Annotated in this window: 19 protein-coding genes; 13 read left to right on the top strand and 6 right to left on the bottom strand. The window is 71.5% G+C overall.

Going from position 1 to position 21,574, the window contains the following annotated elements:
- On the top strand, positions 1-2,054 hold a 2,054-nt coding region (locus ACZJYS_RS12185), incomplete at its 5' end, for a chemotaxis protein CheA (protein ID WP_493178417.1).
- Between the two features lie 50 nt (positions 2,055-2,104).
- On the opposite strand, the gene ACZJYS_RS12180 is transcribed toward ACZJYS_RS12185, so the two are convergent.
- Positions 2,105-2,503 (bottom strand): DoxX family protein, encoded by a 399-nt coding sequence (locus tag ACZJYS_RS12180; protein ID WP_109517640.1) that lies wholly within the window; start codon positions 2,501-2,503, stop codon positions 2,105-2,107.
- A gap of 274 nt (positions 2,504-2,777) precedes the next feature.
- Between ACZJYS_RS12180 and ACZJYS_RS12175 the strand changes: the two genes are divergently transcribed.
- Entirely contained in the window at positions 2,778-3,566 is a 789-nt protein-coding gene (locus ACZJYS_RS12175) for an enoyl-CoA hydratase/isomerase family protein (RefSeq protein WP_109517641.1), read from the top strand.
- A 147-nt stretch (positions 3,567-3,713) separates the two neighbouring features.
- Positions 3,714-6,731: a D-2-hydroxyglutarate dehydrogenase YdiJ gene (gene ydiJ / locus ACZJYS_RS12170; protein WP_493178410.1), complete on the top strand. Its 3,018-nt coding sequence runs from the start codon at positions 3,714-3,716 to the stop codon at positions 6,729-6,731.
- 132 nt (positions 6,732-6,863) lie between these two features.
- On the opposite strand, the gene ACZJYS_RS12165 is transcribed toward ydiJ, so the two are convergent.
- Positions 6,864-7,715, bottom strand: a complete 852-nt coding sequence (locus ACZJYS_RS12165; protein ID WP_493178408.1) for a LysR family transcriptional regulator — start codon at positions 7,713-7,715, stop codon at positions 6,864-6,866.
- 101 nt (positions 7,716-7,816) lie between these two features.
- Between ACZJYS_RS12165 and ACZJYS_RS12160 the strand changes: the two genes are divergently transcribed.
- The 6 genes from ACZJYS_RS12160 to ACZJYS_RS12135 all read left to right on the top strand — a co-directional run bounded on the left by ACZJYS_RS12160 (position 7,817) and on the right by ACZJYS_RS12135 (position 13,548).
- Positions 7,817-8,602, top strand: coding sequence for an SDR family oxidoreductase (locus ACZJYS_RS12160; RefSeq protein WP_379633925.1), 786 nt, complete (start codon positions 7,817-7,819; stop codon positions 8,600-8,602).
- An 11-nt stretch (positions 8,603-8,613) separates the two neighbouring features.
- Complete coding sequence (locus ACZJYS_RS12155; RefSeq protein ID WP_109517645.1) at positions 8,614-9,333, top strand: ribonuclease activity regulator RraA; 720 nt, start codon at positions 8,614-8,616, stop codon at positions 9,331-9,333.
- Positions 9,334-9,410: 77 nt separating this feature from the next.
- Complete coding sequence (locus ACZJYS_RS12150) at positions 9,411-10,382, top strand: Bug family tripartite tricarboxylate transporter substrate binding protein (RefSeq protein WP_493178404.1); 972 nt, start codon at positions 9,411-9,413, stop codon at positions 10,380-10,382.
- A gap of 155 nt (positions 10,383-10,537) precedes the next feature.
- Positions 10,538-11,557, top strand: coding sequence for a Bug family tripartite tricarboxylate transporter substrate binding protein (locus tag ACZJYS_RS12145; RefSeq protein WP_493178400.1), 1,020 nt, complete (start codon positions 10,538-10,540; stop codon positions 11,555-11,557).
- Complete coding sequence (locus ACZJYS_RS12140; RefSeq protein ID WP_493178396.1) at positions 11,554-12,030, top strand: tripartite tricarboxylate transporter TctB family protein; 477 nt, start codon at positions 11,554-11,556, stop codon at positions 12,028-12,030. Before ACZJYS_RS12145 ends, ACZJYS_RS12140 begins: the two co-directional genes overlap by 4 nt.
- A gap of 15 nt (positions 12,031-12,045) precedes the next feature.
- A complete protein-coding gene (locus tag ACZJYS_RS12135; protein WP_109517649.1) occupies positions 12,046-13,548 on the top strand; it encodes a tripartite tricarboxylate transporter permease in 1,503 nt (500 codons plus the stop codon).
- 42 nt (positions 13,549-13,590) lie between these two features.
- Here the strand turns inward: ACZJYS_RS12135 and ACZJYS_RS12130 are convergent, their stop codons facing one another.
- A complete protein-coding gene (locus ACZJYS_RS12130; protein WP_109517650.1) occupies positions 13,591-13,860 on the bottom strand; it encodes an HU family DNA-binding protein in 270 nt (89 codons plus the stop codon).
- 240 nt (positions 13,861-14,100) lie between these two features.
- Here ACZJYS_RS12130 and ACZJYS_RS12125 point away from each other — a divergent pair, with 240 nt between their 5' ends.
- Positions 14,101-15,228: a GGDEF domain-containing protein gene (locus tag ACZJYS_RS12125; protein ID WP_493178391.1), complete on the top strand. Its 1,128-nt coding sequence runs from the start codon at positions 14,101-14,103 to the stop codon at positions 15,226-15,228.
- A 9-nt stretch (positions 15,229-15,237) separates the two neighbouring features.
- Here the strand turns inward: ACZJYS_RS12125 and ACZJYS_RS12120 are convergent, their stop codons facing one another.
- Entirely contained in the window at positions 15,238-16,431 is a 1,194-nt protein-coding gene (locus ACZJYS_RS12120) for an aminotransferase (RefSeq protein WP_493178388.1), read from the bottom strand.
- 387 nt (positions 16,432-16,818) lie between these two features.
- Here ACZJYS_RS12120 and ACZJYS_RS12115 point away from each other — a divergent pair, with 387 nt between their 5' ends.
- From ACZJYS_RS12115 to ACZJYS_RS12105, 3 genes are all read left to right on the top strand, one after another.
- The gene (locus tag ACZJYS_RS12115) at positions 16,819-17,157 is read left to right on the top strand and encodes a P-II family nitrogen regulator (RefSeq protein ID WP_109517653.1); all 339 of its coding nucleotides are present in this window, start codon (positions 16,819-16,821) and stop codon (positions 17,155-17,157) included.
- Positions 17,158-17,324: 167 nt separating this feature from the next.
- Positions 17,325-18,755: a type I glutamate--ammonia ligase gene (glnA, locus tag ACZJYS_RS12110; protein ID WP_109517654.1), complete on the top strand. Its 1,431-nt coding sequence runs from the start codon at positions 17,325-17,327 to the stop codon at positions 18,753-18,755.
- Positions 18,756-18,953: 198 nt separating this feature from the next.
- Complete coding sequence (locus ACZJYS_RS12105; protein WP_493178382.1) at positions 18,954-20,243, top strand: NCS2 family permease; 1,290 nt, start codon at positions 18,954-18,956, stop codon at positions 20,241-20,243.
- 70 nt (positions 20,244-20,313) lie between these two features.
- On the opposite strand, the gene ACZJYS_RS12100 is transcribed toward ACZJYS_RS12105, so the two are convergent.
- The gene (locus ACZJYS_RS12100; protein ID WP_493178379.1) at positions 20,314-20,847 is read right to left on the bottom strand and encodes a transglycosylase SLT domain-containing protein; all 534 of its coding nucleotides are present in this window, start codon (positions 20,845-20,847) and stop codon (positions 20,314-20,316) included.
- A gap of 314 nt (positions 20,848-21,161) precedes the next feature.
- Positions 21,162-21,574 (bottom strand): DUF1194 domain-containing protein (locus ACZJYS_RS12095; RefSeq protein ID WP_493178375.1); only part of this gene is annotated, 413 nt, incomplete at its 5' end.

The raw sequence follows: 21,574 nt of genomic DNA, 5'->3' as shown, positions 1-21,574 counted from the left end.
TGCTGGCGGCGCTGGCGGGACCGGCGCCGGACCTCGCGGCGCGGCGCGAGGCCGCCGCCCTCTCCGAAGGCGCGGCGCTGCTCGGGCTGCACCGTCTGGCCGCCGGATTCGCCGCACTGGCGGAGGGCGGGGCGGGGCTGGCGGCACTCGGCCGCCTGCGCCGGCAGCTGGAGCGGCTGAGCACCCTGGCCGGCGAGGCCGCCGGAGCCGAGGAACTTCCGGTCGCCCTGCGGGGCACCCAGGAGGCATGGCTGGAGCCGCTGCTGGCCACGCTGGAGGCGGGAGCCGCGCCCGGCGCCGTGGCCGGCGCGGCGCAGGAGGCCGCAGCCATGGCCGCCGCCCTGGGGGAGGACGCGCTGGAGCAGCGCCTGCTGGTGCTGGAAGACCTGGCCGACCGCGCGGCCGAGCCCGATGCCACCGCCGCCCTGGCCCAGGCCGCCGCCGCCATGCTGCACGGCCGGCGCGACGCCGCTCCCCTCCCGCCCGATCCCGCGCAGGAGGAGACGGAATCGGGCCTGCCGGCCATGTTCCTCCCCGTCATGGGGGCGGAGGCGCGGCGCCGCGCCCTGGCGGCCCGGGCGGCGGGCCGGGGGCTGTTCCTGGCGCGGCTGGCGCTGGGCGTGGACGCGGCGCTGGAGGAGCAGGCGGGCGACTGGCTGCGCCGGAAGGGCGAGGTGCTGGCCAGCCACAACCCCGCCGGTGCCGAGCCACCCGTGCTGGAGCTGCTGCTGGCCAGCGAGGAAGGCCTTCCCGCCTTGTCGGAACAGGCGGCGCTGCTGGACCCCGGGTGCCATGTGCTGCGGGAGATCGCCGTACTGCCCGAGGCCGCCCCCGCGGCGGAGGCCGAGGCCGCCGGCCCGGTGACGCTGCGGGTGCGGCAGGAGACGGTGGACGACATCATCGCCCTGCAGGCGGAACTCGGCGCGGCCGTCCTCTCCCTCTCCGAGGTGGTGCGGGAGGGCGGCACGCGCGCCGCGCTGGGCCGGCTGGCGGGGCTGGAATCCTCGCTGCCGCCCCATGCCGCGCCGCGCCTCGCGGCCGAGATGGAGCGGCTGCGCCAGGGCCAGGAGGCGCTGGAAGCCCTGGAGAGCCGCGTCGGCCTGGCGCTGCGCCGGCTGGACGAGGCGGTGATGGGGCTGCGCGTGGTGCCCATCGGCACGTTGCTGTCGCGCCTGCCCCGCGTCGCGCGCACCGTGGCGCAGGCGGGCGGCAAGCAGGTGGAGGTGCTGCTGGAAGGGCAGGCGGTGGCGATCGACCGCGGCCTGGTGGAAATCCTCTCCGACCCGCTGCTGCATCTGGTGCGCAATGCGGTGGACCACGGGCTGGAAGGGCCGGCGGCGCGGCGGGCGGCGGGCAAGCCGGAGCGCGGGCTGCTGCGCGTCGCCGCCGCGCGGGAGGGCAGCGAGATCCTGGTGCGCGTCGCCGATGACGGGGCGGGGATCGATGCCGGGCGGGTGCTGCGGCGGGCGGTGGCGCAGGGCCTCGTGGACGAGGCCGGGGCGGCGCGGCTTTCCCAGCCGGAGGTGCAGGCGCTGCTGTTCCGTCCCGGCTTCTCCACCGCCGAGCGGGTGACGGAGACCTCCGGGCGCGGCGTGGGGCTGGATGTGGTGCAGGAGGCGGTGCGCCGCGCCGGCGGCACGCTGGGCGTGGAAAGCCGGCCCGGCGAGGGCACCGCCTTCCTGCTCCGCCTGCCGCTGACGGCCTCGATCCAGAGCGTGCTGCTGGTGGAGGTGGCCGGCCATCCCTATGCCCTGCCGGCGGCGCGGGTGCAGGGCGTGGTGGAGGCGGGCAGCCTGCCGGTGGAGGCCGAGCCGCGCGCGCTTTCGGCGCTGCTGGGCCTGCCGGAGGATGCGGGGCCGGGCGGGGCAGGGGTGGCGGTGCTGGTGCGCTCGGGCGGGCGGCTGCTGGCGCTGCGGGTGGACCGGGTGCGCCGCCGGTCGGACCTGCTGCTGCGCCCGCTGCACCCGGCCCTGGCCAGCCTGCCCGGCGTGGGCGGCATGGGCGTGCTGGGCGATGGCGAGCCGGTGGTGCTGCTGGAGCCCGAGGGCTTCTGAGGCCGGCGGGACCGTCCAGGAGAGGTGGCACCTCTCCTGGCGGCGCCCTCTCAGCGGCGGCGGCCGTCGATGCTGAGGCTGCCGGGGCCGGCGAAGACCAGGTAGAGGAACACGAAGCAGAACAGGATGGCGGCATCGCCCCCGTTCAGCACCGGATAGAAGCTGCGCGGCGCATGCGCCAGGAAGTAGGCGAAGGCCATCAGCCCCGACAGCACGAAGGCGGCCGGCCGGGTGAACAGCCCCACCAGCACCAGCAGGCCGCCGAACAGCTCCAGCATGCCGGCCGTCCAGGCCATGGTGAAGGCCGCCGGCAGCGTGCCGCTGGAGGGCGGGGCAGGGAAGCCGAGCAGCTTCTGCGTGCCGTGCGCGATGAACAGCAGGGCGGCCATGATGCGCAAGGCAGCCAGGGCGTGTGGCGCGAAGCGTTGCAGGGAAGAGGAACCGGTCACGGAGTGTCTCCTGGCTGGCGCAGGCGGGAAGCTCCGCGCTCTGCGCGGAGATGGACCGCATGATGCGCGATGCAATGCACCATCACACGGGCGCCAGCTTGGCGGGAGGGCTGTTTCGCGCCACCGTGGCGAAGCGGTGCCCCGGAACTGTCAGGTGTTGATTGTTTACAGCCTTCGCGCCTGCCCGTAAGACTACCGCAAGGAATGGCGGCATGGCCGCCCGACCGCACGAGGAAACGGCCGGCGGCGCCGGCCCGACAGGGAAACAACCGGCATGAGCGGCAACGACGACATTCTCTTCCAGACGCTGGAAGGCGGCATCGCCCGCGTCACCTTCAACCGCCCGCAGGCGCGCAACGCCTTCACCTTCGAGATGTATGAGCGCCTCGCCGCCTATTGCCAGGAGGTGGCGGAGGACAAGTCGATCCGCGCCATCATCCTGACCGGCGCTGGCGACAAGGCCTTCGCGGCGGGCACCGACATCAACCAGTTCCGCGCCTTCAAGACGCCGGAGGACGCGATCCAGTACGAGGAGCGGATCAGCCGCATCATCACGGTGCTGGAATCCTGCCCCAAGCCCACCATCGCGGCGATCAACGGCGCCTGCACCGGCGGCGGCGGCGCCATCGCCGCCTCCTGCGACATCCGGGTGGGTGCGAGCAACGCCCGCTTCGGCTTCCCCATCGCGCGGACGCTCGGCAACATCCTCTCCATGGGCGCCTTCTCGCGGCTGGTCTCGCTGATCGGCCCCTCGCGCACCAAGGAGATGATCTTCACGGCCCGCCTGCTGGACGCGGCCGAGGCCAAGGAGATCGGCCTGCTGCACGAGGTGGTGCCGGAGGGCGGCGACCTGCAGGCCCGCGCCGAGGAGCTGGCCCGCACCATCGCCGGCAACGCGCCGCTGACGCTGCGCGCCACCAAGGAGGCGATCGCCCGGCTGCGCCCGGCCATTTCCTCCGAGGAGGGCAAGGACCTGGTGCTGATGTGCTACATGAGCCAGGATTTCCGCGAGGGCATGGACGCCTTCCTCAACAAGCGCCCGCCCGTCTGGAAGGGCGAGTAACAACAGGCGCCCTGCTGGCCGGGCAGGGCTGAAATCCGCGCCCGGCCTCTTCTCTTTTTCCGGTGCGGTGGCATGACAGGGGCGGCAGCCGGGCGGGCCATCGGGCCGGGCCGGGCTGCCTCCCCGCGCGTGAAAGGCCAATCCCCGATGATCCCCCGCCTCGCCGAACTGCCCGCCCCGGTCGCGCCCGCCCTGGCCTTCCTGGATGAATTGCGGCTGCGCGGCTTCTCGGGCGATCTCTCCTCCGGCGCGGCGGACCGGGTGGTGATGGCCACCGACAACTCCATCTACCAGCGCCAGCCGCAGGCGGTGGTCTTCCCCCGCAGCGCCGAGGATCTGCAGCGCATCGCGAAGGTGGCGGCGGACCCGCGCTTCCACCACCTCGCCATCGGGCCGCGCGGCGGCGGCACCGGCACCAACGGCCAGTCGCTGACCGATGGCATCGTCGTCGATGTCTCGCGCCACATGACCCGCATCCTGGAGATCAACGCGGCGGAGGGCTGGGTGCGCGTCGAGCCCGGCGTGGTGAAGGACGCGCTGAACGCGGCGCTGAAGCCGCTTGGCCTGTTCTTCGCGCCCGAATGCTCCACCAGCAACCGCGCGACGCTCGGCGGCATGATCTCCACCGATGCCTGCGGCCAGGGTTCCTGCCTCTACGGCAAGACGCGGGACCATGTGCTGGGCCTCACGGTGGTGCTCATGGACGGCACCCTCTGGGAGAGCCGGCCGATGGACGACGCGGCGCTGGCGGCGGTGGCGCGGCGGCAGGACATGGTGGGCGCCATCCACCGCGTGGCGGACGGCATCGCGCGCGAGCAGGCGCAGCTCATCGCCGAGCGCTTCCCGCCGCTGAACCGCTGCCTCACCGGCTACGATCTGGCCCATATCCGCGACGGGGAAGGGCGGTTCGACCTCAATTCGCTGCTCTGCGGCTCCGAGGGCACGCTGGCGATGATCGCGGAAGCCCGCATCCGCGTGCTGCCCATCCCGAAGCGCAGCGCGCTGATCAATTTGCGCTACGACAGCTTCGACGCCGCGCTGCGCGACGCGCGCGTGCTGATGGCGCTCGGCGCCGCCTCCGTGGAGACGGTCGATTCCAAGGTGCTGGGCCTGGCGCGCGGCGACATCGTCTGGACCAGCATCGCCGAATACCTGCCGGACGATCCGGAAGGCGCCGCCGCCGGCATCAACCTCATCGAGTTCGTGGGCGACAGCGAGGCGGAGGTGCAGGCCAAGCTCGGCGTGGTGGAGGAGCGCCTCGCCGCCGAGGGGCGCAGCCTCGGGCGGCGCGGGCACACCGTGGCGTGGGATGCGGCGGGCGAGCGCATCCAGGCCATGCGCAAGCGCGGCGTCGGCCTGCTCGGCAACATGCAGGGCGAGCGCCGGCCGATCGCCTTTGTCGAGGACACCGCCGTGCCGCCGGAGAACCTCGCCGACTTCATCGGCGAGTTCCGCGCCGCGCTGGACCGGCGCGGGCTGGAGTACGGCATGTTCGGCCATGTCGATGCCGGGGTGCTGCATGTCCGCCCGGCGCTTGACATGAAGGCCGAGGGCGCGGAGCGGATGATCCGCGAGATCACCGACGAGGTCTTCGCCCTCACCCGGAAATATGGCGGGCTGCTCTGGGGCGAGCACGGCAAGGGCGTGCGCTCCGAATACGTGCCGGAGGTGTTCGGGCCGCTCTACCCGAGCCTGCAGGCCATCAAGGCCGCCTTCGACCCGCGCAACCAGCTCAACCCCGGCAAGATCGCGGCCCCCGATGGCGAGGCGCTGCTGGCGATCGACCGCGTGCCGATGCGCGGGCAGCTCGACCGCACCATCCCCGCCCCCGTGCGCGCCGCCCATGACGATGCGCTGCACTGCAACGGCAACGGCGCCTGCTTCAACTACGACACGCAGGACGCGATGTGCCCCTCCTACAAGGCGACGGGCGACCGCCGCCATTCGCCGAAGGGGCGCGCCAGCCTGTTCCGCGAATGGCTGCGCCAGCTCTCCGCCGCGGGGGTGGACCCGATGGCGGAGGCGGAGCGCATCCGCGGCACCTCCTTCCTCTCCGGCCTGCCTGCCCGCATCCGCAACGAGCGGGCGCGCCGCCGCGGCGAGGACGATTTCTCCCACGCGGTGAAGGAGGCGATGGATGGCTGCCTCGCCTGCAAGTCCTGCACCGGGCAATGCCCGATCAAGGTGGACGTGCCGAGCTTCCGCGCGAAGTTCCTGGAGATCTACCACGGCCGCTACCAGCGCCCGCTGAAGGACTACCTGGTGGGCATGATCGAGCAGGTGCTGCCGCTCGGCGCCCGGGTGCCGGGGCTGGCCAATGCGGTGCTGGGCAGCAGGATCGGCCGCGCGCTGGCCGCGAAGGGCGGGCTGGTGGACGCGCCGCTGTTCAGCGGGCGCAACCTGGTGCGGGAGGCCGCCGCCCAGGGCGTGCGCCTCGCGACGCCCGAGGCGCTGCGCGGCCTGGGCGAGGCGGAGCGCCGGCGCCACGTGGTGCTGGTGCAGGACGCCTTCACCACGCATTTCGAGACGGGGCTGGTGCTGGACCTGCTGGCGGCGCTGCGGGCCATGGGCTTCACCCCCTGGCTGGCGCCCTTCCGCCCGAACGGCAAGCCGCTGCATGTGCATGGCTTCCTCGGCGCCTTCCGCCGCCAGGCCGAGGCCAATGCCGCCATGCTGCGCGCCCTGGCCGAGAGCGGGGTGGAACTGGTCGGCCTCGATCCGTCCATGACGCTGACCTACCGCTCCGAATACAAGGGCATTCCCGTGCCGCCGGTGCTGCTGCCGCAGGAATGGCTGGCCAGGCGCCTGGAGCTGCTGCCCGAGCTGCCCCAGGGCGGGGGCTTCTCCCTGCTGCCGCATTGCACGGAGCGGACCAATGCCACCGCCTCGCTCAAGGAATGGCAGGCGGTGTTCGCGCGGCTCGGCGCGCCGCTCGCCGTGCTGGCCTCGGGCTGCTGCGGCATGGCCGGCACCTATGGGCACGAGGCGGAGCACCGTGACACCTCGGAGCGCATCTACGATCTCTCCTGGCGCGGTCATGTGGCGAAGCGGGGCGAGGCGCTGCTGGCCAGCGGCTATTCCTGCCGCAGCCAGGTGAAGCGGTTCGATGGGGTGCAGTTGCGCCATCCCATCCAGGCGCTGCTGGCGCGGCTGAAGGAAGCGTAAGGAAAGAATCTTCTTTTTCTGAAGAAAAAGAAGCAAAAAGACTTTGTCAGTTTGGCGCTGCGCTCTCCGCCAGCGTGCCGCCAACTGGCAAAAGTTTTTTGGTTCTTTTTTCCAAAAAAGAACGTCTTTCTTCTAACTCTCCAGAAACGCCCGCACCAGCCGCGCCCGCGTGCCCCCCCGCATCCAGAGCAGCCCGATGCGCCGGGGCGGGAAGGGCCGGGGCAGGGGCAGGCGCGCGATCTCCAGCCCCACCGGCCAGGGCGGCGCCCAATCCGGTACCAGAGAGACGCCGAGGCCGCGCCCCACCATCACCGCGATGGCGTCCAGCGCATCCAGCTCGAAACGCTCGCGCGGCGCGATGTGGGCGGCGCGCAGGTAGCGGTCGGCCAGCCGCCCGCCCCACTGGTTGCGGTCGTAGCGGATGAAGGGCTCGGCGGCGAGCAGGGCATGCGGCTCGGCCTGGGCCTGGGCGGCGGGAGCCAGCACCACCAGCGGCTCCTCCCGCAGCAAGCGCCATTCGCAGCTTTTCGGCAGCGCGAATTCCGGCTGCACGATCAAGGCCGCGTCCAGCTCGCCCACCAGCACGCGGCGGTAGAGATCGGCCGAGATGCCGGGGGAGATGTGCGTCTCCATCTGCGGGTAGCGCGTGGCCAGCCGCGCCAGCATGGCCGGCACCAGCCCGGTGAGCGCCGTGGCGATGGCACCCAGCCGCAGCTCCCCCGCCAGCGCCCCGGCGGTGGCCAGCGCCCGCAGGTCGCGCGCCTCCCGCAGCAGGGCGCGGGCGCGGTCGAGGATGGCGAGCCCGGCCTCGGACGGCGCCACGGTGCGGCCGGCGCGCAGCAGCAGCGTGGCGCCCATCTCCGCCTCCAGCGCCTGGATGCGCTGGGAGAGGGCGGCCGGCGTCAGGTGCAGGCGGCGCGCGGCGGCGGCGATCGAGCCTTCCTCCACCACGGCCACGAAGCTGTCGAGGAAGCGCGTGTCCATTGTAAAGGAAATCTATCGTCCGAAAGCAGGAAAGGAAGGGTTTTCTGTCCTTCCCCCGCTTGCCAGACTGCACCCCGACAGACTGCAAGAGGACAAGGCCGATGGATCTGGGCCTGAAGGACAAGGTGGCGCTGGTGCTGGGCGCCGGTGGCGGCCTGGGCGGCGCCATCGCCCGCTCGCTGGCCGCCGAGGGCGCGAAGCTGGCGCTGGCCGATGTCAGCGCCGAGGGGCTGGCGCGCATCGCCGCCGAGGTGAAGGGGCTGGGGGCGGAAGCCATCACCCTGGAATGGGATTTGGCCGACCTCGCCGCCATCGAGACCAACGTGGCGCGCATCGAGGCGGAGCTTGGCCCGGTGCAGGTGCTGGTGAACAACACCGGCGGTCCGCCGCCCACCCCCGCCGCGGGCCAGGACCCGGCGCTGTGGGCCAAGCACTTCAACGCCATGGTGCTCTCCGTCATCGCGCTGACGGACCGCGTGCTGCCGGGCATGAAGGCCGCCGGCTGGGGCCGCGTCGTCACCAGCACCTCCTCGGGCGTGGTGGCGCCGATCCCCAACCTCGGCATCTCCAACGCGCTGCGCTCGACGCTGCTGGGCTGGTCCAAGACCCTCTCGCGCGAGGTGGCGCGGGACGGTATCACCGCCAACATCATCCTGCCGGGCCGCATCGCCACCAGCCGCATCCGCTTCCTCGACGAGCAGAAGGCGAAGCGCGAGGGGCGGGACGTGGCGCAGGTCGAGGCCGAGAGCACCGGCTCCATCCCCGCCGGCCGCTATGGCGAGCCGCAGGAATATGGCGACGCGGTGGCCTTCCTCGCCTCCACCCGCGCCTCCTACATCAACGGCTCCGTCATCCGCGTGGATGGCGGGCTGATCGCCAGCATCTGAGGTCCATGCCCATGTCCGTCGAAGTCGCAGCCCTCGATCCGAAGATCATCGAGACCCTCTCCGGCATCTCCACCGCCACGCTGACCACGGTGCTGCTGAAGAAGGGCCTGCGCAACGTGTGGATGCGCGGCACCCGCCCGCTGAAGCCGGGCCAGCCGCGCCTTGTCGGCCGCGCCTTCACGCTCCGCTTCGTCCCCGCCCGCGAGGACCTGGCGACGCCGGCCTCCTGGTCCAACCCGATCTCCACCCGCAGCGCCATCGAGGCGATGCCGGAGGGCGTCATCGTGGTGGCGGACGCCATGGGCTGCACCGATGCCGGCATCTTCGGCGACATCCTCTGCGCCCGCATGGCGAAGCGGAAGGTGGCGGCGCTGATCACCGACGGCGTGGTGCGCGACGGCGCCGGCGTCATCGGCACCGGGCTGCCGGTGTGGTGCCAGGGCAACGCGGCGCCGCCTTCGGTCGCCGGCCTCACCTTCATCAACTGGCAGGAGCCGGTGGGCTGCGGCGGCGTCGCCGTGTTCCCGAACGATGTCGTCGTCGTGGACGATGACGGCGCCGTGCTGATCCCGGCCGCGCTGGTCGAGGAGATCGCGGACCTCGCCGCCGAGCAGGAGGCGCAGGAGAGCTGGATCATGGGCGAGGTGGAGCAGGGCGCCTCACTGCCTGGCCTGTATCCGCCGAACGCCGAGAACAAGGCCCGCTACGAGGCGAGCCGCAAGAAGAGCTGAACCCGGCCCGGCGCCACGCCCTCCACCAAGAGGGGGCGGGCGCCACCAGGGACGGGAGGAAGGAGAGACAAGATATCATGACCATCACCCGCCGCAGCCTCGCGGCCCTGGGTGTGGCGGCGCTGGCCGTCCGCCCGGCCAGCGCCGCCGCCTGGCCCACCGAGCGCCCGATCGTGGTGTATGTGCCGTTCCCCCCCGGTGGCGGGGTGGACCAGATGGCGCGCGTGATCCTGCCGCATGTGCAGCGCCACCTGCCGGGCTCGACCTTCGTCGTCGAGAACCGCCCCGGCGCGGGCAGCCAGATCGGCATGGAGGCCACCTTCAATGCCAAGCCGGATGGCTATGTGCTGGGTGCCGTCACCTCACCGGCGATGATGACCATCCCCTTCGAGCGGCCCGTCCGCTACAAGGTGGATGAGTTCACCTACATCGCCAACGTGGTGGACGATCCGGGTGGGCTGTGGGTGAAGGCGGATTCGCCCATCAAGTCGCTGGCCGACCTGCTGGAGCGGGCGAAGAAGGACCCGGGCGGCCTCAGCTTCGGCACCACCGGCATCGGCTCCGACGACCATCTGGTGATGCTGGAGGTGGAGCAGGCGGTGCCGGGCGTCAGCTTCAGCCATGTCCCCTTCAACGGCGCCGCGCCGCTGCAGACCGCGGTGCTCGGCGGGCATCTCGATCTCGGCTGCTTCAATGTCAGCGAGGGCGGGCCGGGCTACCGCGACGGCCGCTTCCGCTGCCTGGCCCAGGCCGGCGCGCAGCGCGACCCCTCCATGCCCGACGTGCCGACGCTGACGGAGCAGGGGGTGAAGGTGGTGGCCGGCGCGCAGCGCGGCGTCGTCGCTCCGCCCGGGCTGCCGCCGGAGATCCGGGACAAGCTCGTCACCGCCTTCCGCGCCGCGCTGTCCGACCCGCAGTTCCTGGCCGATGCCGAGCGCGTGGTGCTGCCGGTGAAGGGCATGGTGGGCGACGAGTACCGCAAGACGGTGCTGGGCCTCGATGCGCGGCTGAAGGAGATGTGGGCCCGCAAGCCCTGGCGCGACCAGTAAGCCGCGCCGGCCGGGGCCGCGCCCTTCAGGAGGGCGCGGCCTTTTCTATGCTACCAACTGTTGACAGTTTAATGTTGGGGGCCACAGGCTGCGCCCCATCGGGACAGTAAAAGGCCACAGCCGCGCGGCCGACGCGGCAGGGCCGAGGAGGAAAAATGGACAAGATCGAGGCCCTGGCGCGCGGTGACGCCCTCCCTGGCGCGAATGCCGGCTGGCGCCGCCGCGCGCTGCTCTCCGGGCTCGGGGGGGCGCTGCTCGCCGCCCCCTTCATCCGCCCCGCGCGCGCGGCGGGCTTCCCGCAGCGCCCGATCGAGGTGGTGACCCATGCCGGCGTCGGCGGCGGCACCGACATCACCGCCCGCATGATGATGATGCAGGCGCCGGCCGAACTGGGCGGCGAGATGACGGTGGTGAACAAGACCGGCGGCAGCGGCGCCGCCGCCCTGGCCTATGCCGCCAGCCGCCCCAAGGACGGCCACACCCTGCTGCTGGTGACGCAGAGCCATATCCTGACCATGCTGCGCATGCGCCTGCCGGTGCAGTTCGACGACCTCGTGCCGCTGGCGCGCGGCACGGCGGACGCGCAGGTGGTGATGGTGCGGGCCGGCGGCCCGCTGCGCTCGGCCGACGCGCTGCGCGAGCAGGGGCGGAGCCGCTCGCTGAAGATCGGCGTCACGGCGGTGGGCAGCCTGGACCATGTGGCGAGCTTCGGCTTCGCCCGCGCGGCGGCGTTGCAGCCGCTCTCCGCCGTGCCGTTCCGCGGCGGCGGCGACATCGTGGTGAACCTGGTCGGCGGCAACATCGACATCGGCCTGCTGAACTATGCCGAGGCGGAATCGCAGATCACCGCCGGCGAGGTGCGCCCGCTGCTGGTGCTCTCCGACGCGCGCATCGCCGCCCTGCCGGACACGCCCACGGCGAAGGAGGCCGGCATCGACTTCTCGGCCACGGTGGCGCGCGGCTACTGCGTGCTGAAGGGCACGCCGGAGGACCGCGTGGCGAAGCTGCGCGAGGGGCTGGTGCGCGCCATGCGGACGCCGGCCTATGGCAATTACCTCGCCAGTTCCGGCCAGTCGGCCGACAGCGTGGCGGGTGCCGAGGGCTGGGCGCGGCAGCTCGCCGAGTACCAGGCGCTCAGCCGCGAGGCGCTGGCCGAGCTGGGGCTGGCGCGGTGAGCCGCCCCACCCCCTTCCTGTGGCGGGACCGGCGCGTGGCGCTGGCGGTGGCCGCCGTCGCCCTGGCCTTCCTCGCCGGCACCTTCAGCTTCGACGCGGTGCCGGCGGCGCTGATGGAAGGCATGGGCGCCAGCGAGTTCCCGCGCCTGGTGGGCTTCGTCATCCTGCTGCTGGCGCTGGTGCTGGCGCTGCAGCCCGCCCCGGCGGAGGAGGAGGCGCTGCCCGCCATCAACCGCTGCGGCTGGGCCACCTTCGCCGCCTGCCTGGTCTTCCTGGTGGTGCTGGCGCTGGCCGGCATGCTGGTGGCCATGTTCGCCTTCATGGTCGGCGTGGGCTGGCTGTGGGGGGAGCGGCGCCCCGGCGTGCTGCTGGCCAGCGCCGGCGGCATGGTGCTCTGCCTCTGGCTGCTCTTCGTGCGCGTGTTCGGCCTCACCCTGCCGGGCGGCCTGCTCGGCGACATGCTGTTCAACTGAGCGGGGCGCACGGACATGGAAGCCTTCCTGAGCGGCATGGCGGTCCTGGCGGACCCCTTCATCCTCGGCATGACGGTGGCGGGCACGCTGCTCGGCGTGTTCGTCGGCGCGCTGCCCGGCATCGGCGGCAGCACCACGCTGGCGCTGCTGCTGCCGCTGACCATCGGCATCAATCCCATCGCCTCGCTCGCCTTCATGGGCGCGGTGTATTGCGGCGCCAATTTCGGCGGCTCGATCACCGCCATCCTGGTGAACAGCCCCGGCGACCCCTCGGCCTCGGCCACGGCGCTCGAGGGCTACAAGATGGCGGAGAAGGGCGAGGCGGGGCTGGCGCTCGGCATGTCCGCCGTCGCCAGCGCCATCGGCGGCATCTTCAGCGTCATCGTCATGATCGTGGCGGCGCCGCTGCTGGCGCGGGCGGCCTACAGCTTCGGCCCGCCGGAATACTTCGCGCTGGCGCTGTTCGGCCTTTCGATGTGCGCGGCGGTGGGCGGCGATTCCCCGGTGAAGAACCTCATCGCCGCGGCGTTCGGCGTGGCGCTCGCCACGGTCGGCATCGACCTGACCACCGGGGTGGAGCGCTTCACCTTCGGCCTCTACGACCTGACGGACGGGATCGGCTTCGTGCCTGTCCTGATCGGCCTGTTCGCGCTGGCGGAGATGTTCGACCAGGCCAGCCGCCAGCATTCCCTGGGCAAGCTGCTGAAGCTGGATTCCGTGCGTATCCCCGGCATGGCGGAGTTCCGCAAATGCGCCAGGAGCATCGTGCTGGGCAGCGGCCTCGGCACCTTCATCGGCGCGCTGCCGGCGCTCGGCGCCACCACCGCCGCGCTGGTCTCCTACAACGAGACGCGGCGCTGGTCGAAGCACAAGCATGAATTCGGCCATGGCGCGATCGAGGGCGTGGCGGGGCCGGAGGCGGCCAACAACTCGGCCGTCGGCGGCGCCATGGTGCCGACCCTGGCGCTCGGCATCCCCGGCAGCTCCACCACCGCCATCATGCTGGCGGCGCTGGTGGTGCAGGGCGTGCGCCCGGGGCCGCATCTGTTCAACGAGCAGCCGACGCTGCTCTACGCCGTCTTCGCCTCCATGCTGGCGGCCAACCTCATCTACCTGGTGCTGGGGCTGTATTCGGCGAAGCTCTTCGCGCGCATCAGCATGGTGCCGCCGGCGCTGCTGTGGCCGGCCGTCTTCGTCCTGTCGGTCATCGGCGCCTACGGGCCGAACCAGTCGATGGGCGAGGTCTACCTGATGCTGTTCTTCGGCGTGGTGGGGCTGCTGTTCCGCCGCCACGGCTTCTCGCCGGCGCCGCTGGTCATGGGCCTGGTGCTGGGCTCGCTGCTCGAGGAATCGCTGAAGCAGTCGCTGCTGATCTTCCAGGATGGCTGGGTGCTGGGCTTCCTGGGCCGGCCGATCGCGCTGCTGCTGATCGGCGTCACGCTGCTCGGGCTGGGCGCGCCCTGGGTGCTGCGGCTGGTGGCGCGGCTGCGCGGCCCTGCCGGCCGGCGGGTGGCCTGAGGCTGGCGGGCGGGGGGAGGAGCCTCCCCGCCCGGCCTGCCGTCAGACCGCCTTCTTCAGGTTGGGCGAGGCCTTGAAGCGGACGGTCTTGCCCGCCTTGATCTTCACCGGCTCGCCGGTGCGGGGGTTCATGCCCTTGCGCGCCTTGGTCTTGCGCACGGCGAAGGTGCCGAAGCTGGGCAGGGTGAAGCCGCCATTCTTCTTCATTTCCTTGACGATGGCCGCAATCAGGTCACCGGCGGCACGATTGGCGGCGACGCCGGTGCAGCCCGTGGAATCCTGGATGACCTGGGAAATGAAGGCCTTCGACATATCTGACTTTGCTTTCTTTATCGGTAAGGTCGGTGCGTGGCGCCGGGTCTGGCGCGGCGCTGCTTAGCAATCCCGGCGGGGCTCCGCCAGCGGCCGCCCCTGTGGCCGGCACGCCATGCTGCAGGGCAGACATGTGACCCGGAAGGTCCATGCGATGCTGCAACAGGAAGCCGCGGCAGCGGGCCCTGACGAAGCCATGCTACAAGCTGCCGAAACCGCTTCAGACCTTCCGCCCGGACAATGTTTCCCCTGCCTGATGTCAGCACGGTTCGCCTGTGCAGCCTGCTTCTGAGCATAGCCTTCACGGCGGTCTTCCTGGTCCTCTGGCGTGGCCGCCGGGAAGACGATCATCTGCTGCACTGGGCTCTCAGCTCGGCGCTCTACACGGCGGTGCTGCTGGGCTTCCAGCTCTTCACCGACACGCTGCCGCCATGGCCGGGAAGCCTGTTCTTCGCCTCGCTGGTGGGCAGCAACCTGCTGCTGATCAGCGGCGCCCGGGTGTTCGAGGGACAGCGGCCCTTCGCCGCCTGGATGCTGCTGCCGCTGCTGGGCTGCGCCCTGGCCTATTCCGCGCCGTTCTGGCTGGCGGCGTGGGGGCTTCCGCTGCCGATGCCTCAGGCCGGCCGGATCTGCGGCACGCTGGGATTGCTGGCTGGCGTCTGCCTGGTGGGCTGGGTGCTGCTGCGCGGGGGCGGCGCCGGATGGCGCGGCCGGCGCATCGCCGGGCTGGCGATGCTCGGCTATGTGCCGGGCTATGTCGTCGCCATCCTGCTGGAGTTCGATGGCGCGGCGGGGCTCAATGCCGCGGCCCTGCTGCCGATGCTGTCCGACCAGCTCCTGCTGGCGGTGCTGTATCTCGGCCTGCTGTCCATGCCGGGCGAGCGCGCCCAGCAGACCCTGCGCGAGGCCGCGCTGCGGGACCCGCTGACCGGCGCCTGGAACCGCGCCGGGCTGGAGGCGCAGCGGCCTGGGCTGGTCGTGGCCGGCGCCGCGCTGATCCTGATCGACATCGACCATTTCAAGTCGATCAACGACCGGCACGGACACGCGGCGGGAGATGCGGTGCTGGCCTCTCTGGCCGCGCGGGCGGCGGCGCTGGCGGCGGAGCAAGGAGGGTGGCTGGCCCGGCTGGGCGGCGACGAGTTCGTCGCCGTGCTGCCGCATGCCTCGGCCGAGGATGGGCAGCTCCTGGCCCGGCGGATGCGCGGCGCGGTGGCGGCCGGCGGGCCGGGGCTGCCGCCCTACACGGTCAGCCTGGGGCTGACCATGGTGGCCCCCGGCGAGGCCGGGCTGGAGCACGCCATGGCCCGTGCCGACGACCGGCTCTACCAGGCCAAGGCGCTGGGGCGAGACCAGCTCGCCCTCTGACGCGGGCCTTCAGCCAGCGGCGGCGAGGCTGGCCGGGCCGTGCGCCGCCTTCCAGGCGGCGAGGCGGGAGAGCGCCTCCTCCAGCACCTCCATCCGCTTGCAGAAGGCAAAGCGGACGAAGTGCTTCGGCGCGTCCGGCCCCGGATAGAATGCGGAGACCGGGATCGCCGTCACCTTCGCCACCTCGGTCAGGTGACGGCAGAAGGCGATGTCGTCGCCGGCGAAGCCGAGCGGCGTGAAGTCGGCCGTGACGAAGTAGCTGCCGCGCGCCGGCAGCACGCCGAAGCCGAGCGCCGCCAGCCCCTCGGCCAGCCGGTCCCGCTTGGCCTGCAGGTCGGTGGAGAGGCTCTCGAAATAGGCGTCGTCCTTTGCCAGCCCCACCGCCACGGCGCGCTGCAAATTGGGCGGGGTGGTGAAGGTGAGGTTCTGGTGCGCCTTGGCCACGTTGGGCGCCAGGCCGCGGTCGGTGGTGATGTAGCCCACCTTCCAGCCGGTGAGGCTGAAGGTCTTGCCGGCCGAGCCGATTCGCATGCAGCGCTCGCGCATGCCGGGGAGCGTCATCAGCGGGATGTGGCGCCAGCCATCGAAGGTGAGGTGCTCATACACCTCGTCGCACACCGCGTAGGTGTCGTGGCGCTGGCACAGATCGGCGATGAAGGTCAGCTCGGCGGCGGTGAACACCTTGCTCGCCGGGTTCATCGGCGAGTTGAGCAGGATCGCCTTGGTCTTCGGGCCGAAGGCGGCGGCCAGCTCGGCACGCGGCAGCTCCCACTTCGGCGGGCTGAGGCGCACCAGCTTCGGCACCGCGCCCAGCAGCTTCACCACCGGCAGGTAGGTGTCGTAGAGCGGCTCCAGCAGCACCACCTCGTCGCCCGGGTTCAGCACGGCCATCAGGCAGGCGGTCAGCGCCTCGGTGGCGCCGGAGGTGACGATCACCTCCGAATCGGCGTCGATCTCCAGCCCGTAGAAGCGGCGGTTCGCCGCCGCCACGGCACGGCGCAGCTCCGGCAGGCCGGTCAGCGGCGGGTACTGGTTGCGGTTGTCGAGCAACGCGTCGGCGGCGGCGCGCACCACATCCTCCGGACCCTCGTAGTCCGGGAAGCCCTGGCCGAGATTGATGGCGCCATGCTGCATGGCGAGCGCCGACATGACGGTGAAGACGGTGGTGCCGGTCGCGGAGAGCAGGTCGTTCTGCGGCTTCATGGGCGGAATGCACTGTCCAACAGGGGTCCCGCGCGCGGGGCGGGGACGACGCGGCCCGCTGCTCCAGGGGAAGCCTCCCCCGCGCCCCGGCCCCGGGCGGAGGCGGATAATGGTGGGGCGCGCCGGTGGGTGCAACCATGATGCTGTGCATGGCTGCCACTTCCGCGGGCAGGGTGCCTGCGATGCAGGCGAAGCGTGGCCTGGACCCCGCCAAAAACCCTTCGCACGCCATTGCCGGGCTGGCCTGGGGCGTGCGACACAGCAGGCGAGCCGCCCGCCGCCCAGGTCGGATGATCCGGAGACGGATCAGCCAGCAGCAGGGCGGAAACCCGGGAGGAAGGAAGGACGGACCGCGCACCCCAGCGGGGCGGTCCGTGAACGGAGCCGATGAAGAAGATCGAGGCGATCATCAAGCCCTTCAAGCTCGACGAGGTGAAGGACGCGCTGCACGAGATCGGGCTGCAGGGCCTGACCGTGGTCGAGGCCAAGGGCTTCGGGCGCCAGAAGGGCCACACCGAGCTGTATCGCGGCGCCGAATATGTCGTCGACTTCCTGCCGAAGGTGAAGATCGAGGTGGTCTGCGCCGACGATCTCGCCGAGCGCGCGATCGAGGCCATCCAGGCCGCCGCCCGCACGGGCCGCATCGGCGACGGCAAGATCTTCGTCTCGGATGTCTATGAGGTCATCCGCATCCGCACCGGTGAACGGGGCGAGGACGCGGTCTGACCATGGGGATTCCGCCCTCCGCCGCAGCCTGACCGGCGCGCGGCGGCGGGCGGCGCAGCACTGGCGGGCGCGCGCATGGCGCGCGCGCCGCCGAACGGGACGGGGGAAGGGCCCCGGCCCGTCTAATACCGACGATGAGTGTCGTTAGGGGAACAGGACCGCACACGATGGCGAAGAAGACCGCAGCGCCCAGCGCCGTCTCCAAGGTCATGGAGATGATCAAGGAGAACAGCGTCGAGTACGTGGATTTCCGGTTCACGGACCCGCGCGGCAAGTGGCAGCACACCGCGCAGCACGTCTCCACCATCGAGGAGGAGATGTTCACCGACGGCATCATGTTCGATGGCTCCTCCATCGCCGGCTGGAAGGCGATCAACGAGTCCGACATGATCCTGATGCCGGACGCCGAGTCCGCCTGCATGGACCCGTTCGCCGCGAAGCCGCAGCTGATCCTGTTCTGCGACATCATCGAGCCCTCGACCGGCCAGGCCTACAGCCGCGACCCGCGCTCGACCGCCAAGAAGGCCGAGGCCTACCTGGCCTCCACCGGCATCGGTGACACCGCCTTCTTCGGCCCTGAGGCCGAGTTCTTCATCTTCGACAACGTGAAGTTCGGCACCGGCGGCAATTACGGCATCTACCAGCTCGAGAGCATCGAGGGCCCCGGCGCCAGCCTGAAGGACTATCCGGAAGGCAACATGGGCCACCGCCCGGGCGTCAAGGGCGGCTACTTCCCGGTGAATCCGGTCGACAGCGAGGTCGACCTGCGCGCCGAGATGCTGTCCACCATGATCGAGATGGGCGTCGCCGGCGAGAAGCACCACCATGAGGTGGCGCAGTCGCAGCACGAGCTGGGCACCAAGTTCGGTCCGCTGGTGATGCAGGCCGATCACATGCAGATCTACAAGTATGTGATCCACAACGTCGCCCACAGCTACGGCAAGTCCGCGACGTTCATGCCGAAGCCGATCTACGGCGACAACGGCTCGGGCATGCACGTGCACCAGTCGATCTGGAAGGCCGGCAAGCCGCTCTTCGCGGGCAATGGCTATGCCGACCTGTCCGACTACGCGCTGTGGTACATCGGCGGCATCATCAAGCATGCCAAGTCGCTGAACGCCTTCACCAACCCCAGCACGAACTCGTACAAGCGCCTGATCCCGGGCTTCGAGGCCCCCGTGCTGCTGGCCTACTCGGCCCGCAACCGCTCGGCCTCCTGCCGCATCCCGTATGCGACGAACCCGAAGGCCAAGCGCGTCGAGGTCCGCTTCCCCGACCCGACGGCGAACCCCTACCTGGCCTTCGCCGCCATGCTGATGGCCGGCCTCGACGGCATCAAGAACAAGATCCATCCGGGCGAGGCCATGGACAAGGATCTGTACGACCTGCCGCCCGAGGAGCTGAAGGGCATCCCGACGGTGTGCGGCTCGCTGCGCGAGGCGCTGGAGTCCCTCGCTGCCGACCACGAGTACCTGCTCGCCGGCGACGTGTTCTCCAAGGACCAGATCGAGAGCTACATCGAGCTGAAGTGGCAGGATGTGTATCGCTTCGAGCACACCCCGCACCCGGTCGAGTTCGAGATGTACTACTCCGTCTGATTTTTCCGTCGGCTGCCGGCCAGGGTGGGGAGGGGAGAGATCCCGCTCCGCCCTGGTGCGGGTGGCGATGGGGTCAGCCGAAGGGCCGGCGGGGCTTTGCTCCGCCGGCCCTTTGCGTATCCGCGCGGCGGCAATTGTGAAGGCCTCGTGACCGCCGGTAGGATGCTGCATCACAGCATCACGCGGAGCACCCCCGCCTTGGAACGTTTCTTCGAGCTGGCCGAGCGCGGCACCACACCGCGCCGGGAGATGATGGCCGGCCTCGCCACCTTTCTCACCATGGCCTACATCGTCGTCGTCAACCCCGGCATGATGGCGGCCGCCGGCATCGACCATGGCGCCGCCTTCGTCGCCACCTGCCTCGCCGCCGCCATCGGCTCGGCGCTGATGGGGCTGCTGGCCAACTACCCCGTGGCGCTGGCGCCGGGCATGGGGCTGAACGCCTATTTCGCCTTCGCCGTGGTGGGGGGCATGGGCATCTCCTGGCAGGTGGCGCTGGGGGCGGTGTTCATCTCCGGCCTCATCTTCTTCGCCGTCTCCGTCACCGGCTTCCGCGAATGGCTGATCAACGCCATCCCGCTCTCCCTCAAGCTCGGCATCGCCGCCGGCATCGGCTTCTTCCTCGGGCTAATCGGGCTGCGCGGCATGGGGCTGGTGGTGGACAACCCGGCCACGCTGGTGGGCCTCGGCTCCTTCCGCGAGCCGGCCACGCTGCTCTCCTGCCTGGGCTTCATCCTCATCGCCGGGCTGGTGGCGCGCGGCGTCACCGGTGGCATCGTCATCGGCATCCTGGCCACGGCGCTGCTCGGCATCCCCTTCGGGCTGACGACGTTCCAGGGCGTCTTCGCCATGCCGCCCTCGCTGGCGCCCACCTTCCTGCAGATGGACCTGGCCGGCGCGCTGGGCCTCGGCCTGGTCGGCATCGTCTTCACCTTCTTCCTGGTGGACCTGCTCGACAATGCCGGCACGCTGATCGCCACCACCCACCGCGCCGGGCTGATGAACAAGGACGGCTCCGTGCCGCGCCTCGGCCGCGCGCTGATGGCCGATTCCGGTGGCGCCATGATCGGCGCGGCGCTCGGCACCTCCACCACGGTGAGCTACATCGAGAGCGCCGCCGGCGTGCAGGCGGGCGGCCGCACCGGCCTCACTGCGCTCACCGTCGCCGCGCTGTTCCTGCTGACGCTGTTCCTGGCGCCGCTCGCCACCTCCATCCCGGCCTTCGCCACGGCGCCGGCGCTGGTGCTGGTGGCCTGCCTGATGGCCCAGAGCCTGCGCGACATCGCCTGGGACGACACCACGGAATACCTGCCTGCCATCGTCACGGCGCTGGCCATGCCCTTCACCTTCTCGATCGCCACCGGCATCGGCCTCGGCTTCATCGCCTATGCGCTGGTGAAGGTGGTGGCGGGGCGCGCCGGCCAGGTGGGAGGCGCGGTGTGGGTCATCGCCGCCGCCTCGGCGCTGAAGTTCTGGCTGCAGAGCTGAGGCCGCGGGGCCATCTCCCGTTGCGCGGGAGATGGCCCCGGACGGTGCCGCCCGGCGCCCGCGCGGCCGTTCAGTCGCTGACTTCGGCCAGTTCCAGATGCGCCTGGGCGTCGCGGCGCAGGCGGGCCGCCTGGGTCTTGCCGCAGGCCGGGTTGCCCAGGATGCGGTGGCCGGGCCGCACCACCTGCAGCTTCGCCTCGACACGGCAGACCAGCTTCTCGGCGTTGGGGCCGCCGCCATTCCAGCGCCGCAGGGCATCCGCCCAGTTGCCGGAATTGTTGTAGTGCCGGCGCAGATAGCCCGCCGCCCAATCCGCCGAGCGCGCGGCATCCAGCGGCCAGTCCTGCCCGGCGCTGGCATGCACCCGGGTGTTGACCTGCAGGCAGCCCGCCATCACGGCCTGGCTGGCCTTGGCGCCGGCCAGGATGGCCCGCGCCTCGGACCGGCTCTCCGGGTAATAGGCGCGGCCGCCGACGCTCAGCGCATGGGCATGCAGCCCCGATTCCGCCAGCGCGATGGCCACCAGCAGGCCTTCCGGCAGGTCGTGCTTCTTCTCCGCGGTCCGGGCGGCGGCAAGGCAGGCCGAACGGGGCCCGGACGCCATGGCCGGCGTGGACAGCAGGGCGGGAGCTCCCAGCAGGAAGGCTCCCAGGATGAGCCCCGGCCACCGTCTTGGTGGTGCTTTTCGGGGTCTTGCGTGGGCGCCCCTGGGGCGGGGCGATGAGGCGCTCCGTGCCTGCTGGCACGGGAACGCCGCGGGGCGTGGGCGGTGCGGGGGCACCACCCTGCGGGTCGCGGACGTCATGGAAACTTCGCTAGCACGGACCGGTGAACGATCCCAACAAAAAAAGCCGCCGCGATTCGCGCTAAGGCCTTGCCCCGCAAGGGTTAAATTAACTTTTGTTCCGAATCTGAAATTCAGGCGATCTCGCGCACCAGCTTGGCGCGCAGGGCCCGGGCGAAGTCCTCCCGCCCCGAGGCGGCCATCACGAAGGCCCCGGGGCCACCGATCACGGTCCGCGCATAGGTCTCCTCGAGCCCCGGCCGGCCCTCCAGGATTGCCAGCGCGTTGATGGTGATGCCGGCCGCCACGGCCGCGTCGCGGGCTTCCGGGGCGGGGCGGTGGCCGCGCATGTCCGGCGCGTCGCCCGAGAGGTCGATCACCGCCCGCGTCGCCTCGAAGGGACAGGCGCCGATCAGCGCGGCGGCGTGGTCCAGCGCGTCGCCGATGGCGTTCCAGCTCTGGCGGGAGCGCGGCGCGTCGCGGAAGGCCCGGGCCAGGGCGGCGGCGCCGGCGGCGTCGGCCACGGCGTGCCAGGGCACCACCGTCT

This window comes from Roseomonas sp. TS2, assembly GCF_058833935.1.
This window is presented reverse-complemented; position numbering and strand designations above follow the sequence as displayed.